At 70.6% G+C, this 17,192-nt stretch carries 12 protein-coding genes; 6 read left to right on the top strand and 6 right to left on the bottom strand.

Going from position 1 to position 17,192, the window contains the following annotated elements:
• Positions 1-13 precede the first annotated feature (13 nt).
• Positions 14-1,846: a DUF4157 domain-containing protein gene (locus ACFYO9_RS08790; RefSeq protein ID WP_388666108.1), complete on the bottom strand. Its 1,833-nt coding sequence runs from the start codon at positions 1,844-1,846 to the stop codon at positions 14-16.
• A 231-nt stretch (positions 1,847-2,077) separates the two neighbouring features.
• On the opposite strand from ACFYO9_RS08790, the gene ligD reads away from it, so the two are divergent.
• Positions 2,078-3,109 (top strand): non-homologous end-joining DNA ligase, encoded by a 1,032-nt coding sequence (ligD, locus tag ACFYO9_RS08785; RefSeq protein WP_358777346.1) that lies wholly within the window; start codon positions 2,078-2,080, stop codon positions 3,107-3,109.
• Positions 3,110-3,171: 62 nt separating this feature from the next.
• On the opposite strand, the gene ACFYO9_RS08780 is transcribed toward ligD, so the two are convergent.
• A complete protein-coding gene (locus ACFYO9_RS08780; RefSeq protein WP_358777388.1) occupies positions 3,172-5,349 on the bottom strand; it encodes an OmpL47-type beta-barrel domain-containing protein in 2,178 nt (725 codons plus the stop codon).
• Between the two features lie 59 nt (positions 5,350-5,408).
• The gene (locus ACFYO9_RS08775) at positions 5,409-7,934 is read right to left on the bottom strand and encodes a ThuA domain-containing protein (protein WP_358777345.1); all 2,526 of its coding nucleotides are present in this window, start codon (positions 7,932-7,934) and stop codon (positions 5,409-5,411) included.
• Between the two features lie 214 nt (positions 7,935-8,148).
• Between ACFYO9_RS08775 and ACFYO9_RS08770 the strand changes: the two genes are divergently transcribed.
• From ACFYO9_RS08770 to ACFYO9_RS08760, 3 genes are all read left to right on the top strand, one after another.
• Complete coding sequence (locus tag ACFYO9_RS08770; protein ID WP_358777387.1) at positions 8,149-9,174, top strand: multicopper oxidase domain-containing protein; 1,026 nt, start codon at positions 8,149-8,151, stop codon at positions 9,172-9,174.
• A 332-nt stretch (positions 9,175-9,506) separates the two neighbouring features.
• Positions 9,507-9,818 carry a hypothetical protein gene (locus tag ACFYO9_RS08765; protein ID WP_358777344.1) on the top strand — a complete coding sequence of 104 codons (312 nt, stop codon included), beginning with the start codon at positions 9,507-9,509 and terminating at the stop codon, positions 9,816-9,818.
• A gap of 57 nt (positions 9,819-9,875) precedes the next feature.
• On the top strand, positions 9,876-10,910 hold the full coding sequence (locus tag ACFYO9_RS08760; RefSeq protein ID WP_355814214.1) for a LacI family DNA-binding transcriptional regulator: 1,035 nt from the start codon (positions 9,876-9,878) through the stop codon (positions 10,908-10,910).
• 102 nt (positions 10,911-11,012) lie between these two features.
• Here the strand turns inward: ACFYO9_RS08760 and ACFYO9_RS08755 are convergent, their stop codons facing one another.
• Complete coding sequence (locus ACFYO9_RS08755) at positions 11,013-12,251, bottom strand: glycoside hydrolase family 64 protein (protein WP_358777343.1); 1,239 nt, start codon at positions 12,249-12,251, stop codon at positions 11,013-11,015.
• 231 nt (positions 12,252-12,482) lie between these two features.
• Here ACFYO9_RS08755 and ACFYO9_RS08750 point away from each other — a divergent pair, with 231 nt between their 5' ends.
• A complete protein-coding gene (locus ACFYO9_RS08750; RefSeq protein WP_358777342.1) occupies positions 12,483-13,265 on the top strand; it encodes a VOC family protein in 783 nt (260 codons plus the stop codon).
• Between the two features lie 186 nt (positions 13,266-13,451).
• Positions 13,452-13,697 carry a WhiB family transcriptional regulator gene (locus ACFYO9_RS08745; protein ID WP_358707100.1) on the top strand — a complete coding sequence of 82 codons (246 nt, stop codon included), beginning with the start codon at positions 13,452-13,454 and terminating at the stop codon, positions 13,695-13,697.
• A gap of 24 nt (positions 13,698-13,721) precedes the next feature.
• Here ACFYO9_RS08745 and ACFYO9_RS08740 read toward each other — a convergent pair whose 3' ends face one another.
• Positions 13,722-16,019 (bottom strand): MMPL family transporter, encoded by a 2,298-nt coding sequence (locus ACFYO9_RS08740; protein ID WP_358777341.1) that lies wholly within the window; start codon positions 16,017-16,019, stop codon positions 13,722-13,724.
• A 154-nt stretch (positions 16,020-16,173) separates the two neighbouring features.
• Entirely contained in the window at positions 16,174-17,145 is a 972-nt protein-coding gene (locus ACFYO9_RS08735; protein WP_355814204.1) for an acyl-ACP desaturase, read from the bottom strand.
• Positions 17,146-17,192: the final 47 nt, after the last annotated feature.

Below are 17,192 nucleotides of genomic sequence, written 5' to 3'. Positions count from 1 at the left end.
GGAGGGAACCGGGTCAGGACATGGCGATCTCCAGCCAGGGGCTCATCATGATCCCGGACGTGCCGCGCGGCTGCTGGTTCAGCTCCGCCTGGGCCGCCCCCAGGTCCTGGCCCGGCCCCTGCCAGAACGTGTACGCTCCGCCGCCTCGCTCGGGCGGGATCAACGCCCAGTACTGGTAGTGCGTCAGGGTGAGGAAGACGCGCTTGTTGATGTAGTCGAGGACCACCTTGACGTTGTGCTCCCAGTCGCTTCCCGTACCGGTGTACTCGGCGAAGCCGCGGGGCGCGGTCGCCGCGTTCTGGACCGAGGAGCCCGCGCCGGACTGCGAGTGGGCGGTGTAGTGGGCGTGCAGGCCCGTGGCGTGTGCGGGGACGGATGCGGCGTCGAAACCGTTGTCCGGCAGCCTGCCGTAGTCGTCCTGGTGCCAACTGCGCAGCGTGCCCGGCTGGTTGGGGCTCTTGTCGCGGACGCCCTTCTGTGCCTCGGTCCGCTCGTCGATGACGGGCTGCCGCTCACCCGCGTCCGGCGTCTCCAACTGGTAGCGCACGTCGAAGATGAGGTTGAGCAGCGGGCGCGGCAGCATGTCGACGGCCTGCTTCAGCGTGAGCCGCGTCAGCGGCAGGTTCGCGCCGCCCCGCGCGTGGTTCTGGAGCCTCGGCTGCTCCTGCGGGGCCGAGCCGACGACCGGGCCGAGTGAACGGCCCGTCTTCTCGCGCATCGTGTCGTCGTCACCCCAGTACGGTTCCGTCTTCCCGGAGAGGGACGAGTGGTAGTAGCCGGTCTCTTCGGTGTCCGGCTCCGTCGCGTACCGGGTCTCCGCGTTCGGCACCGTCACCATGGCGCCGGGGCCGTCCTCGTGGTCCGGCGGGTTGTGGTCGGAGACGTAGGTCTGCTGCTCCTCCAGGAAGGTGTTCACCGCCCGGACGAGCGCGGTGGTCGACCGCAGTGCCGCCGGGATGTCGGGTGCCGTGGCCTTGAGGGCGCGCTTGATCTCCTTGAGGTCCGTCTCGAACGTGGCGCCCGGGTCGATCTTCTGGGCGCGGTTCACCTCGTCCTGCACCGCGATGGCCAGATACCGCATGAACTGGCCTGCGGTGAGCGTCTGTTCGGTGGCCTCCATGCCGCGCATGTACATGCCCGGCGTGACCTTGACGATCCGCTGGACGGCGGCCGGCTCACCGGTTCCCGCCGCCGTCTCGGCCACCGGCCCCGCCGCCCCGGCCCGTGTGTGGGCCGTGTGTCCCGCCAGCGCGCGCCGGGCGGTGGACTCGGCCTCCCGCTCGAACCGGTCGGCGGGGTCCGAGACCTTCAGCCCGGTGCCGGTGTCGGTGCCCGCGACGGGGCCCCGGCGCTGCTGGATCACGTGGACGAGCTCGTGGGCCAGGGTGTGCCGGTCCGCGCCGCCCTCGCCCACGACGACATGACTGCCCGAGGTGTAGGCCCGCGCCCCCACCTCGGCCGCGGAGGACCGGGCCGCCGTGTCGTGGTGGATCCGTACGTCGGAGAAGTCCGCACCGAGCCGGCTCTCCATGTCGGCGCGGGTGGCCTCGTCCAACGGGCGCCCGGGGGCGCGCAGAACCTGGTGGACGGCGGAGCGCTGCACCTCGGGCTGCTCGTGCCCGCAGCCCGCACCGTGCTGGTGCTGCTCCGCGGCGTGCTGCTCCGCGGAGTGCTGCTCCGCCGGGTGTCCCGCCCGGCGCAGCATCTGCACCACGGCGTCGTTCCCGGCGACCGCCTGGAGTTCCGCGAGGGTGCGCGGAACCGCCCGCACCTCGTTGGCGGCCGACTTCCGGGCGGGCGCGCGGCCCGTGTCGGAGCCGGTCGTCGTCCTGTTGTGGTCGTGCACGTGGTCCTCATCTGGCGGGCGGAGTGCTGCTGCCTCCTGCATACCGGGGCGGGCGGCACGCGCACCAGGGTCGTCAGGGCAGCCCTGCGGGCCGAAGGGGAAACGCCACCTGCCCTTCACCCCTGCCCCGTACTCCTGACGGTCCGATCCCGTGGGCCGGCCGGGTGAGGACCGGCCGGCCGGTCCGCACCCGTCATGCGCGACCCGCGCAACCCGCTTAGCGTGGCTCGCATGGGTGCAGCCAACGGCAAGAGCGCGGCCGTGCAGATCGACACGGGGGAGCGGGAGGTGCGCCTCTCCAGCCCCGACCGGGTCGTCTTTCCCGAGCGTGGGTTCACCAAGCGGGACCTCGCCGAGTACTTCGTGGCCGTCGGCCCCGGCATCCTGCGGGCGCTCCGGAACCGCCCCACCACGCTGCAGCGCTACCCGGACGGGGCGGCCGGCGAGTTCTTCTACCAGAAGCGCGCCCCGAAGAACCACCCCGACTGGATCCCCACCGCCACCATCACCTTCCCCAGCGGCCGCACCGCCGACGAGATGTGCCCCACCGAGGTGGCCGCGGTCATCTGGGCCGCGCAGTACAACACCCTCACCTTCCACCCCTGGCCCGTGCGGCGCGACGACATCGACCACCCCGACGAGCTCCGCATCGACCTCGACCCGCAGCCCGGCACGGACTACGCCGACGCGGTGCGGGCCGCGCACGAACTCCGTGCGCTACTCGACGAGTTCGGCGGCCTCGTGGGCTGGCCCAAGACGTCCGGCGGCCGTGGCATGCACGTCTTCGTGCCGATCGAGCCGCGCTGGACCTTCACCCAGGTGCGCCGGGCCGCGATCGCCTGCGGCCGGGAGCTGGAGCGGCGGATGCCGGACGCGGTGACCACGGCGTGGTGGAAGGAGGAGCGCGGCTCCAAGATCTTCGTGGACTACAACCAGACCGCGAGGGACCGCACGATCGCCTCCGCCTACTCGGTACGGGCCCGCCCGCACGCCCCCGTCTCGGCCCCGCTGCGCTGGGACGAGGTCGACGACGCCGTACCGGAGGACTTCGACCTCGCGACGATGCCGGTCCGCTTCGCGGAGGTCGGCGACGTGCACGCCGCCATGGACGACCGGGCGCACTCCCTCGACGCCCTGCTCGACCTGGCCAACCAGGACGAACGAGACCACGGCCTCGGCGACCTGCCGTACCCGCCGGAGTACCCGAAGATGCCGGGCGAGCCGAAACGGGTGCAGCCGAGCAGGGCGAGGCACGAGGACTGACGCAGGCGGCGCCCCCACCCCCGAAAGGGTGAGGGCGCCGCGTGGTGCGGGCCGGGGTCGGGCTACAGCTCCTTGACCCGGACGTCGCGGTACGACACCACGTCCGAGACGCTGTGGACCTGGAGGCCCAGGTAACCGGACGCGTAGCGGCGGCCGTCGGTGCCGGGGTCGTCGCCGCGCGGCGGTGTGAAGTCCTGGCCGCCGGTGTTGTCGAACTCGTTGATCAGGACGCCGTTGCGGTAGATCGAGTAGTGCCGGTCCACCACCTTGATCTCGTAGTCGTTCCACGTGCCCTTGGGGGTGACGTGGGCGCCGGCGAGGCCCACGCGGTCGAAGCCGTAGACCGAGCCCGTCTTGTACATGTCGCCGTCCGGGCGGTCGTTGATCTGCAACTCGTGCCCGTACTTGATGGCGACCCACTCCGGGCGTGACTCCTCCGGGTGGTCGTGGACCTGCGGGAAGCGCGCGAAGACACCACCGTTGGCGTTGCCGTTGCCCGGAGCGTCGTCCCGCCACTGCAGCTTCAGCGAGAAGTCGCCGTACTTCCGCTTCGGGAACCACAGCATGCCCATGCCCTCGACCGAGGTGGAGCTGGTGATCGAGCCGTCGGCGTTGAGGCCGAACTTGCCGCCGCCCACCTGCTCCCACTGGTCGAAGGACTTCTGTGTGCCGTCGAGGATCGTGCGGTAGCCCTCGGTCTGGCCGGGCTTGCCGATGCCGGACTGCTTGGCGGCGCGGTTGATCTTGTTGTACTCGCGCCGGTCGATCTCACCCGCCTTCAGGAGCTTGTCCGTGACGCCCTTGACGTGCTTGAGGAACAGCGCCTGGGAGGTCCACTCCTTCTCGTCCTCGATCAACTCGCCGACGCGGCACCGGTTGTTGGTGACCCGGTTCGGGATGCCCGTGTCGACCGTGCCGACGAAGACCGTCAACCGCTCGTCGTACTCGGGGCAGTTGGGGGAGGGGACGCCGCCGCCCTCGGTGACGGTGAAGGACACCGTCTTGGCCGCGGCGGTGTTCCCCGCCTTGTCGCTCGCCCGGTACGCCACACCGTGCCGCCCTACGCGGTCGACGGTGACCGGCGACCCGTACGCGAGATAGGGGCCGCCGTCCAGGGAGTACTCGACCTTGTCGAGCCCGGAACCGGCGTCCGTCGCGGTGACCGTCACCTTGGCCCGGCCGAGGTAGGCGCCGTCCGAGTCCTTGTCGCCCTCGACCTTCGCCGAGGTCTCCGGCGGCGTCCTGTCCTCCACGGGCGGCGCGACCACGGTGAACTCGACGGACTTCTCCGCCGCCTGGTTGCCCGCCTTGTCGGCGGCGCGGTAGCGCACCTTGTGCGCGCCGGCCTCGTGGACCATCACGGGCGCCGTGTACGCGGTCCAGGCACCGTCACCGAGCGCGTACTCGATCTTGTTGACGCCGGAGCCGGTGTCCGACGCCGTCACGGTGACCGTCGCCATCCCGACGTACTGACCTTGGTCGTTCTTCTCGCCGGCCACGGTGGCGGACGTCTCGGGCGGCGTCTTGTCGTCCGTCGGCGGCGCGACGACCGTGAACTCGACGGACTTCTCCGCCGACGCGTTGCCCGCCTTGTCGGTGGCCCGGTAGCGGATCTTGTGCGTGCCGACCTGGTCGACGACGACCGGCGCCGTGTACGGCTGCCAGGCGCCGTCCGCGCCGAGCGCGTACTCGATCGTGGCGACGCCCGAGCCTTCGTCCGTCGCGGTCACCGCGACGGTGGCCGAACCGACGTACGCGCCATCGGCGTTGGTGGTCCCCTCGACCTTCGCCGAGGCCTCGGGCGCCGTGCTGTCCTCGCCGCCGCCCGCGGTCACCACCAGGACGCCCTGCATCGAGCCGTGGCCCGGGATGGTGCAGTGGTAGCGGTAGCGGCCCGGGGTCAGTGTGACCTCGGCGGTGTGCTTGCCGCCCTGGTCGTCGTTGGGGTTGGCCAGGATGTTCAGCGTGACGTCGTTGTTGTACTCCGGGTCGGAGGTGTCGAACGTCAACGTGTGCGGCATGCCAGTGGTGTTGCCGGTCGCCTCGCTGTTCTCGAAGACGATCGTCGTCGCGCCCGCGACCGCCGTGGTCGGCGCCGACTTGTACTTCGTGATGTCGTTGTCGGCGGTCCAGGTGAGGGTCTGCGCCGCGGCCGGACCGCTGTCGTCGGGGCGGGCCGCCGCCGTGGTGGAGGTCAGCCCGAGCACCATCAGAAGCGCGACGAACAGCGCCGCGTACAGTCTTCGCCCGCCGGAGGCGGTGCGTCGGGCGCCGCCGGGCGCGTTCCAGGATGCGCGCATCATCCCGCCTTCCTCGCCAGGTCGTCGGCGGCCGGCGTCGCCGCGCCGCCCTTGTACGTCACGCGCCACAGCGCGGACTTGGAGTCCGAGGTGAAGAAGCCCCTGCCGTAGTCCAGGACGTACAGCGAACCGTCCGGCGCGAACTTCCAGTCCATGAGGTTCTTGATGCCGTCGTTGCCGATCGGAATGATCTTCTTCAGCGACTCGGCGTGTACGGGCAGCCCACCGCTGCCCACGTTCTTCGGGTCCATGAGCACCGCGTGCCGCGGCTGGTCGGCGTCGTAGAAGTCACCGACGAACCACTTGCCGTCCCAGTACGAGGGCCACTTGTCGGCGCTCGTGCTCGCCGCGTCGAAGCGGTAGACCGGGCCGTTCATCGTCGCCTGGCCGCCGCCCTTGAGCCACGGCAGGAGCGTCTTCTGCTCCTCCGTCTTGTAGCTCGGCACGCCGTTCGCGTCCCGCGGGTAGTCGACGCCGCCGCCCTGCGGCGAGTACCAGATGTTGTTGGGCTCGGCCGGCGGGATGTTCACCAGGCCGTCGTTGTTGGGCGACTCGTTCTTGAGGTTCTTGCAGTCGTACCAGCCGAGCGGCTTCGTCGGGTCGGGCAGATTGCGGTCGCGGTAGGGCTGGTTGTTGCCCATGCAGTACGGCCAGCCGCGGTTGGAGGCGTGCGTGATCGCGGCGAACGTGTCGTACTTGGCCGGGCCCCAGGTCGTCGACGGCGCGCCGGCGTCCGGGCCGACCCAGCCCGCGTACAGGGTGTCGGTCTTCTTGTCGATCGAGATGCGCGCGGGGTTCCTGACGCCCATCACGTAGATCTCGCCGCGCGTCTTGCCGCCGCCCTCGTCCTGCTCCTTGCCGGTGAAGAGGTTGCCGTCGGGGAGCGTGTACGTGCCGTCCGGCTCCGGGTGGATGCGCAGGATCTTGCCGTTGAGGTTGTTGGTGTTGCCCGCGGTGCGGCGCGCGTCCGCGAAGGAGACGCCCTTGAAGTTCGGCTGCGGGTTGTTGCCCGAGTAACCGTCGCTGAACCCGGAGGAGTTGTTGTCACCGGTCGCGATGTAGAGGTTGTTCTTTGAGTCCCAGGCCATGCCGCCGCCCGCGTGGCAGCAACTGTGGATCTGCACCGGCCACTTGAGCAGCACCTTCTCGCTGGCCATGTCCAGCTTGTCGGTCGCCCGGTCGAGGGTGAAGCGCGAGACGTACCGCTCGGCCATGTGGGTCTCGCGGTTGATCTTCGCGTGCGGGGTGTAGTGCAGGTACACCCAGCCGTTCTGCTCGAACTTCGGGTCGAGTTCGATGCCGAGCAACCCCTCCTCGACCTTGGTGAGTTCCTCGCCGCCGCCCTTGTTGCCGAAGACGGTCAGGGCGCCCGCGAGGGTCACCTTCTTGGTCTTCGGGTCGTAGACGTGGATCTCGCCGGTGCCCTTGCCGACGTTCGGGTCGTTCCAGTCGGTGACGACCGGCTGTGAGGAGTCGGCGCCGCCGCGGCCGATGTAGAGGACCTTGCCGTCGGGCGCGGTGACCAGGCCGTGCGGCTCGCCGATCTGGTCGTTCTTGCCGGGCTGGTTGGGCTGGGTGAGGCGCTCCGCCTTGTAGTTGGCGTTGATCGTGGCCTTGCAGTCGGCGCGCGCCAGCCGGGTGGTCCACAGCAGGGCGCCGCGCAGGTGGTCGCGGAAGTCCGCCTCGTCGTAGGAGGCCGCGGTGCCGCCCATGCCGGTGTAGAAGGAGCGGCCGCCGTCGTAGTCGCGGCACCACGACACCGGGTGGTCCGCGCCGTTCTTGCCCGCGCCCGGCTGGTAGGTGGACTCCCGGACGCGGGCGACGGTGTGCACGTCGCCGGAGGGGTTCTTCGTCCAGTTCAGCCACTGGTCGGGGCGCTTCCACTGCAGGGGCAGGTTCTTGGTGGCCGGATTCTCCCGGTCGCCGACCTCGACGGTGGCCCGCTGGACGCTGGTCGGGCTCGCGTCCGCCGGCCGGGCGCCGAGGAGTCCGGTGAACCAGGTCGAGTACGGCTCGGCGCGGGCCGCGTCGTGGATGCCGAGGAAGCCGCCGCCGGCCTCCATGTAGGCCTCCAGGCCCGCCTCCTGCTCGGCGTCGAGGACGTCGCCGCCGCCGGTCAGGAAGGTCACGGCGTTGAACTTGCCGAGCTTGGCCTCGTCGGTGAAGACGGACGGGTCGTCCGTCGCCTGGATCTTGAACCGTCCCGCGGCGGGGCCCGTCTGGCCGATCTTCTCGATCGCCGCGATCCCCGCGTCGACCACGGGGGACTCGTCGCCGCCCGCCGCCGAACCGTGGAAGACCAGCACCTTGACGTTGGCCCCGCCGGGCGGCGAGGGCAGGGACATCGTTGTCAACGGTGGTTCCGGGTACGGCCGCGCGGACGCGGCCTGGGTCGAGAGCGCCCCGGTGACCAGGGCGCCGGACAGCAGCGCCGCCGCCCAGGCCCGGTGCGAGCGGTTCGGTCTCCGTCGTGATCTGCTCAACCCTCGTACGGTCAAGGGCCTTTGATGCGGTGTGCGCCGCATGAGTACACCCACCCCTCGTCGGTCACAGCAACAGCGCCGACGAAGCTAGACCTCTTTTCGCGCCGCGCCAATAGGTATCACCGCGATAGCACGAACTTTGTCCTGCGTGTGGATAAACAAAGATCCGGCCGATACCGTGTGGCCGTCCCCGGGGCCCGCGGCGCCCCGTCAACACCCGTACCGCACAGGGGGGTTCGTCATGGCTCGACGGAATCTGGACAGGCGGAGTTTCAACCGGCGGATGCTCGTGGGCGGTGCGGCAGCGGCGGCGGGGGTGACATCGTTGTCGGTCGCGGGTGCGCCGGACGCGAGCACCGCGGAGGGGCCGAAGACCGCCCCCGCGGGCGGCGAGGTCAAACGCATCAAGCTGTATGCGGAGAAGCTCCCGGACGGGCAGATGGGGTACGGCCTGGAGAAGGGCAAGGCGTCCATACCGGGGCCGCTGATCGAGCTCAACGAGGGCGACACGCTGCACATCGAGTTCGAGAACACCATGGACGTGGACGCCAGTCTGCACGTCCACGGCATGGACTACGAGATCTCCAGCGACGGCACCCGGCACACCAAGAGCCATGTGGAGCCGGGCGGCAAGCGCACCTACACCTGGCGCACGCACGCGCCGGGCCGCCGCAAGGACGGCACCTGGCGCCCCGGCACCGCGGGCTACTGGCACTACCACGACCACGTGGTCGGCACCGATCACGGCACCGGGGGCGTGCGCAAGGGGCTCTACGGTCCGCTGATCGTGCGGCGCAAGGGGGACCTGCTGCCGGACAAGACCTTCACGATCGTCTTCAACGACATGACGATCAACAACAAGGCGGGCCACGACAGTCCGGCCTTCGAGGCCACGGTGGGCGACCGCGTCGAGTTCGTCTCGATCACCCACGGCGAGTACTACCACACGTTCCACGTGCACGGTCATCGCTGGGCGGACAACCGCACGGGCCTGCTGACCGGCCCCGACGACCCGAGCCAGATCCTCGACGACAAGATCACGGGCCCGGGCGACTCCTTCGGCTTCCAGGTCATCGCGGGCGAGGGCGTGGGGGCGGGGGCCTGGATGTACCACTGCCATGTGCAGAGCCATTCGGACATGGGCATGGCCGGGTTGTTCCTGGTGAAGAAGGCGGACGGGACGATCCCGGACTACGAGCCGCATCATGGCGGGATGGCGAAGTCGCAGTCGTCGGGGGGTGGGGAGGGGGCGGCGGGCGAGCATCAGCACGAGCACCACTGACTACGCCCTGCCGTATGACCACTCATGCTCGGCACGCCACAGCGCTGCCTTTTCCGCTGGACTCGTGACGGCCGCTTTTCCCTGGTGGGGGCCCTGAACCGGTCTCCCGGCCTGCTCCTATTCTGAACGCGTCCAGTTGGTCGTGGGGTGGGGCGGGGGCGCTGATGAGTACTTCAGTGAGACGGCTGTCGGCCTTGGGTGTCGCGCTGGCGTGGGCCTGCGTGGCCTGCGCCCAGGCAGGTGGCGAGTCGACCCGTGTCGATCAGTCGGCCGTTGCCGGGGAGTGGAGCAATGCGGGCGGCGCTCGGCTTCATCTGGGTGCCGACCGCGCTATGACCTGGTCCCATCTGAAGAGCGCGATGTTGGGCGGCACGTCGTGTCCGGAAACGGCGGCCGGGCACTGGCAGTTCTTCAGTCCCCCCAACGCCCATGGGTCCTCGTTCACCGACGAAGCTCTCACCAGAGGCGACGAGATCTCTCTGGACGTCGACGGCTCCGACTCCCCCTGCCTCTTGTCGGCCCTGGTCCGGCGGGACGGGAAGGGACTCGACCTCTGCCTGGTCGAGGACCCTGATTCCGACTGCTCCGACGAGGAACTCCTCCGCCGCGAGCCGACTCCGCGCGGGGGGAGGGCCGCGAAGTGACACCCCCGTCGATACGGGATGATGCCCCCTGACACCGTCAGGGAGGAGTGACCGAAGGTGACCGAGGAACCGCGCCCCACCCTGGAGGCCGTGGCCGCCCGCGCCGGGGTCTCCAGGGCCACCGTGTCCCGTGTCGTCAACGGCGACCCGGGGGTACGGGAGGTGCTCGCCGAGAAGGTGCGGCACGCGGTCGACGAGCTCGGCTACGTCCCCAACCGCGCCGCCCGCAGCCTGGTGACCCGGCGCCACGACGCCGTCGCCGTGGTGATCGCCGAACCGGAGACGCGGGTCTTCGCCGACCCCTTCTTCGCCCTCCAGCTGCGCGGCATCAGCAAGGAACTGACGTCCCACGACGTCCAGTTGGTGCTGCTGCTCACCGAGGGGCGGGATGACCACGAGCGGGTGGGCCGCTACCTGGCGGGCGGGCACGTGGACGGCGCCCTCGTCTTCTCGCTGCACCTGGACGACCCGCTGCCCGGGATCATCCGGCGGGCGGGGGTGCCCACCGTGTTCGGCGGGCGACCCGGCTGGCCGCAGCCGGGCCCGGACGAGCCGGCGGCGCCCTACGTGGACTGCGACAACCGGGGCGGCGCGCGCGAGGCCGTGCGTCATCTGGTCGGCCTCGGCCGCACCCGGATCGCGCACATCACCGGCGCCCTCGACCAGACCTCCGCGGTCGACCGGCTCGACGGCTTCCGCGACGCGCTGGGCGACGTGGACGAGCGGCTCGTCGCCGAGGGCGACTTCACCCCCGCGGGCGGTGAGCGCGCGATGCGGGAACTGCTGGCCCGCGTACCGGAGTTGGACGCGGTCTTCGCCGCCAACGACCTGACCGCGTCCGGCGCCCTCCGGGTGCTGCGCGAACAGGGCCGGAGGGTGCCGGACGACGTGGCGGTGGTCGGCTTCGACGACATGCTGGCGGTGGCCGAGCAGACCGAACCGCCGCTGACGTCGGTCCGTCAGGACATCGAGGAGATGGGCCGGTTGATGGCCCGGATGCTGCTGCGCGGCAGGTCGGGTGAGGAGCCTGCCGCGGGGACGGCGGCCGGTGTGGTGCTGCCGACGTCCCTGGTGCGCAGGGCCTCGGCGTGACCGGTGCCGGTGCCTGTGCTCATGCGCGTGCCCCTCGGCGGAACAGGTCGGGGGTACACCCTCACCGCTGGGGCCTCAGCTGCCCGGGTCGCCGCAGACCGCCTACGACCCCACGCTCACCGTGAACCGCCGCGGGTTCCCGTCGTGCGCGGCCCCCGACACGTCGGGCTGTCCGTCGGGGCGCACGTCGTCGTACGGGAACGCGTAGCCGATGGGGGAGTTGGCGTGCACCACCCGTGACCAGTGGTTGGTCACCGCGTCCCGGTAGTAGTCGGCCGTGGTCGTGCCGTTCGGCTGCTCGGGGTGGGTGAGCATGATGCTGCGGTTGAACCCCGCCGCGAGCCGGGCGAGCAGGCCCTTCTTGTCGTCGGGGTCGCCCGGATTGTTGGCGAACGGGCCGTGGTTGCAGGTGAAGATGTCCTTCGAGGTGGGCTTGGCGAAGGAGTGCCCGCCGTTGAACGTGAGGACGTCGCCGCTGACGCGACCGGTGAACACGCCGCGGCCGCCCTGCAGGTCGATCTTGAGGTCCGTGGAGCGGTACTTGTCCCACACCTGGTCGATGTAGCCGTTCCACAGGTCGCGGAACGGCATCTGGTCCGGCTTGTCGAAGTACGGCGCCATCAGGTTCTGCGGCGAGATCACCCGCAGCACACCGCCACCGGAGCCGCGGATCACCAGCTTGTCCCACGGCTGCCCGTCCTTGGCGGTCTGGGCCGCGAGGTCGGACGCGATCTTGTCGACGGCCCCGTCGGGCAGCGGGGCGACGGTGTGCGTCCCGTCGCCCTCCAGGGTCAGTCCGATGGGCAGCGCGGTGACGAGGTCGACGTAACTGATGTTGGCGTAGAGCTGCTGCGGGTTGAAGGTGAACTCGCAGAACGACCACGTGCGGCCGTAGTTGGGGTCCTCGCGGGTGGCGAAGGCGGGCTCGACGAGGGCGGGGCCCGGGTTGAGGAAGAAGTCCAGCTTGTCGTCGCGCACGAAGTAGACCCGGGCGCCGTACATCTGAGGCAGCGTCAGGACCTTGGGCGCCGATCCCGCGGCGCCGAGTGGGATGGCGCAGTCGACGGGCAGCGGGGTCTGCGGTGCCGACGGCGACTCGGGCCGGTAGACGCCGCCGTCCGGCTTGAGCAGCACCCAGCGGTCGGTGCCCTGCTCGTGGCCGGTGACGTAGGCGCGCACCTGGCCGGGGAGCGACTTGTTCGCGAGGGCCAGTTCGCAGGTGGCCGGAGCGGCCCTGCCGCCCGCCCGGGCGCCGGGGCTGAGGGCGCTTCCCCATACGGGGTAGGTGAGGGCGCCCGCGGCGCCGGCGGTGGAGGTCAGGAACGTTCGACGCGATATCACGGAAGGTCTCCTGCGCGGTTGCGTGGGGGATGTGGGGGTGGCTGGGGGGCCGTGGGGGGTGGTGCACCACTGTTCCGACGGGCCCGCACGGCGTCAAGAGTTGTGACTGAGAGCGCTCTCAGAAATGTTCTCGCTTCATCACATGACGATGCGGGGGCCGAAAAGGCGGATTGTCAGTGGCCGGTGCCAGACTCGGAAGGAGGAAAGAGACATGCGACAAAGGAGTCGATCATGCTCAATAAGCGCTTCGTCACAGGTGCACCGATCTGGGTGGACATGTGCGCGCCGGACCTGGATGCCGTCGGCGCGTTCTACCGCGAGGTGTTCGGCTGGGAGCTCCTGCGGGGCGGGGAAGAGGTGGGCGGGTACAGCCAGTACCAGCGGTCCGGCAGGACCGTCGCCGGAGCGATGGCCATGCCCGCCGACCAGGCCTCTCCGTCCTGGTCGGTCTACTTCCGCACGCCGGACGTGGACGCCACCGCCAAGGCGGTCGACCAGGCCGGCGGCCGCACCGTCTTCGGCCCCGCCGACGTCCTCGATCTCGGCCGCATGGCCGGCTTCGCCGACTCCGCAGGCGTGCCCTTCTGCGTATGGCAGCAGGGGGAGATGAAGGGCCTCGACGTCGTGAACGAACCGGGCAGCCTGGTCTGGTCCGAGCTGTACATCCCGGACGTCGCCGCGGCCGTCGCGTTCTACGGCGAGGTGTTCGGCTGGCAGACCACCGAGGCCTCCTTCCCCGGCGGGTCGTACACGATGGTGCACCCCGCCGACGGCACGGCGGACGACATGTTCGGCGGTGTGGTGCCGCTCGACTCCGACCCCGCGGAGGTGGAGGCGGGGGCGTACTGGATGCCGTACTTCCAGGTGGAGGACTGCGACGACGCGGCCGCCCGGGCCCGGCGGGGCGGCGGTACGGTCCGGATGGAGCCCGTGTCGATGGAGGGTGTGGGACGCTTCGCCAAGCTCGCCGACCCGGCGGGCGCGCGGTTCGCGGTGCTGCAGCCGTCGCCCTGAGCACGGTTTCGCGGCGGCGCGGGACGGGCAGTCCTCAGCGGGCGCGTGGGTGGGGCGGTTTCACCGGGCGCACGGGCGGCAAAGGGCCGACGAATTCACCGGGCGCGCGGGCGGCAAAGGGCCGGCCAGTCGTTCGTTGATCAATCGTTGATCGGTTGTTTCGCGCGCTGCGACAGCATCGACGGCATGCAGATCGAGATGACAGCCGAGCCCGAACTCGCCTGGCAGGAGCAGGCCCTGTGCGCCCAGACGGGAGCTGACTTCTTCTTCCCCGAGCCCGGTAGCTCGGTGCGTGAGGCGAAGGACATCTGCCAGATGTGCGAGATGCGCACGGCCTGCCTGGAGTACGCGCTGAACAACGACGAGCGCTTCGGAGTCTGGGGCGGCCTCTCCGAGAAGGAGCGGTACGCCCTCAGACGCGACCGCGCCTGAGTCCCTGGCCGGCGGGCCCCGACCTCACATCGGGGCCCGCCGGCCCGGACCGGTCGCTTCCGTCTCGTTGCCGCCCCCGTTGTCACCCTCGTTGTCGCCCTCCGCGTCGATGTGCGGCAGGAGGCGGTCGAGCCAGCGGGGGGTCCACCAGGCGTGCCGGCCCATCAGCGTCATGACGGCCGGTACCAGCAGCAGCCGGACCACCGTCGCGTCGATCAGGACGCTGACGGCCAGGCCGAGGCCCAGCATCTTCACCACGATGTTGTCGCTGAGGATGAACGCCGCGAAGACACTGACCATGATGAGCGCCGCGCAGGTGATCACCCGGGCGGTGATCTCCAGGGCGTGCGCCACACTGTCCCGGGCGTCCCGCGTGCGCTGCCACGCCTCGTGGACCCGGGACAGCAGGAAGATCTCGTAGTCCATGCTCAGGCCGAAGACGATCGCGAACATCATCATCGGCACATAGCTCTCGATCGGCACCTTGCCCGAGACGCCGAGCGCCGGGCCGCCCCAGCCCCACTGGAAGACGGCCACCACGACCCCGTACGAGGCCGCGATGGACAGGACGTTCAGGACCGCGGCCTTGACCGCGACCAGCAGGCCGCGGAAGACGACGAGGATGACGAGGAAGGCGAGGCCGACCACCACCGCGATGATGAGGGGGAGCTTGCTCGCGACGATCTCCAGGAAGTCGGCCTGCGCCGCGGTCGTGCCGGTCACGTACGTGCGTGCGTCCGTCCCCGACACCGCCTGCGGCAGCACGTGATCGGTCAGGTCGTCCAGGAGTTCGGTGGTCCGTTTGTCCTGGGGAGCGGCGACGGAGTAGGCCGTGGAGATCAGGACGTCGCCGTCCGAGGTGGGCTGCGGGGGCGTGATCACCGCCGCGTCCGGCACGCCGGTGAAGGCCTTCTGCGCCTGCGTGGCGATCTTCTGCCCGTCCGCGCCGGACACGTCGCTCTGGTCGATGACCAGGGTCAACGGGCCGTTGGAGCCGGGCCCGAACGCGTCGGACATGGTGTCGAAGGCGCGGCGGCCGGTGAAGGACTTCGGGTCCGCCCCGTCGCCGATGTGGCCGAGCTGGATGAAGAAGACCGGGATGGACAGGACCGCGAGCACGAGGGCGCCGCCGACGAGGAAGTACCAGGGCCGTCGTTCCACGCGCTGGGCGTAGCGGTGCCAGCCGCCCTGCGCCGCCTCCCCGGTGGTGGTGTCCGTCTCGGCGACGGGGGTGCGCACCCGCAGCCGGTCGATGCGCCGCCCGATGAGACCGAGCAGCGCCGGTACGAGGGTCAGGGCCCCCAGCACCGCCGTGACGACGGTGACCGCGGCGGCGAGACCGAGTTTGCCGATGAACGAGATCCCGGAGACCCAGAGGCCGGAGAGCGCGATGATCACGGTGCAGCCGGAGACGAGGACCGCCCGGCCGCTCGTCGCCGTGGCGTGCCCCGCCGCCGTCACCGGGTCCTGGCGGAGCAGGCTCTGGCGGTGGCGGGTGACCAGGAACAGCGCGTAGTCGATGCCCACGCCGAGGCCGATCATCGTGGCCAGGGTCGGCGAGACGGTGGCGAAGGTGAAGGCGGCCGCGAGCATGCCGAGGGCGGCGAGCCCGCAGACCACGCTGACCAGCGCCGTCACCAGGGGCAGCAGCGCGGCAAGGACGCTGCCGAAGCCGATGAGCAGGACGACGATGGCCACGCCGAAACCGATCAACTCGCTGATCCGGTCGCTCGGTTCGGGCCGGGCCAGCTCGCCCAGCGGACCGCCATACTCCACGTCCACGCCGGCGGCGCGCAGCGGCTGCACGGCCCGGTCGACCCCGTCCAGATAGCCGTCGCCGAGGGTGGAGGGCTGCACGTCGAAGCGGACGGTGAGGTAACCCGTCCGCCCGTCGGAGGAGAGCGGCCCGACGTCGGGCGTCCCCGCGGGCGGCGGCTTGGCCTCCAGGGGGTTCTGCACGGACAGGACGTGCGGGAGCTTGCCCAGGGCGGAGACCGCCGAGCCGACCGCGGAACTCTCCTCCTCCAGGGACTTGCCGGAGTCGTGCAGCACCACCTGGGAGCCGTAGCCGCCGGCCGCCGGATCGTGCGCCTTGAGGACGTCGAGGCCCGCCTGCGACTGGGTTCCCGGCAACGAGAAGTCGTCGGAGTAGTCGCCGCCGACCGCGCTGTTCGCGAACTGGAGCCCGACCGCCGCCACCAGCCAGACCACGACGACGGCCACGGAGTGCCGGGCGCACCACTGCCCGAGCCCGCGGAGCCCGCCCGGCCGGGACGATCGGGCGCTCGGCCGCTGTTCGTGCGATCCGGTCGGCACAGGCATGCTCACTCCCGCAGGCGTCGGTCACCCGGATTCAAGCCTGCGGCGGCCCGCCCGGCACCCGGTGTCCGGCAACGGAGTGAACGCCGGATGCGACGGCCCCGGAGCGTCCGCTCCGGGGCCGTCGCGATGTCCGCCGAGGGCGGGGCGGGTGGCGTCAGGCGTCGCGCGCCGCCATCCGCGCCTTGCGGGCGGCGAGGCGCTCGTCGAACTTCGAGGCCTCCGCGTCGAGGCCGCCCATGAAGAAGCCGAGCTCCTCCTGGGCCTTGAGGCCCTCGGGGCCGAGGCCGTCGATCTCCAGGACCTTCAGGAAGCGCAGCACGGGCTGGAGCACGTCGTCGTGGTGGATGCGCATGTTGTAGACCTCGCCGATGGCCATCTGCGCGGCGGCCCGCTCGAAGCCGGGCATGCCGTGACCGGGCATCCGGAAGTTGACCACCACGTCCCGCACGGCCTGCATGGTCAGGTCGGGCGCGAGCTCGAAGGCGGCCTTCAGGAGGTTCCGGTAGAAGACCATGTGGAGGTTCTCGTCGGTGGCGATGCGCGCCAGCATGCGGTCGCAGACCGGGTCGCCGGACTGGTGGCCGGTGTTGCGGTGCGAGATGCGGGTCGCCAGCTCCTGGAAGGCGACGTACGCGACCGAGTGCAGCATCGAGTGACGGTTGTCGGACTCGAAGCCCTCACTCATGTGCGCCATCCGGAACTGCTCCAGCTGGTCCGGGTCGACGGCGCGCGAGGCGAGCAGGTAGTCGCGCATCACGATGCCGTGCCGGCCCTCCTCCGCCGTCCAGCGGTGCACCCAGGTGCCCCAGGCGCCGTCGCGGCCGAAGAGGGAGGCGATCTCGTGGTGGTAGCTGGGGAGGTTGTCCTCGGTGAGCAGATTGACCACCAGCGCGATGCGTCCGATGTCGGTGACCGGGGACTGGCCCTTCTCCCACGCCTCGCCGTCCTCGAAGATGCCCGGGAAGTTGCGGGCGTCGGAGAACGGGACGTACTCGTGGGGCATCCAGTCCTTGGCCACCTTGAGGTGGCGATTGAGTTCCTGCTCGACCACTTCCTCCAACGCGTACAGCAGCCGGGCATCGGTCCAGCTGTCCGCGCTGCCGAGGTGGGGAGAGGTGATCGTCACGGGGGCTCCAGAGGGGGACGGGGAGTTTTTCTGCGGCGGTGCGAGCG

Source organism: Streptomyces sp. NPDC005863 (assembly GCF_042871345.1).
In the GTDB taxonomy this organism is placed as follows: domain Bacteria; phylum Actinomycetota; class Actinomycetes; order Streptomycetales; family Streptomycetaceae; genus Streptomyces.
Note: the sequence above shows the minus strand (reverse complement) of the source record. Positions and strands in the feature narration are given on the sequence as shown.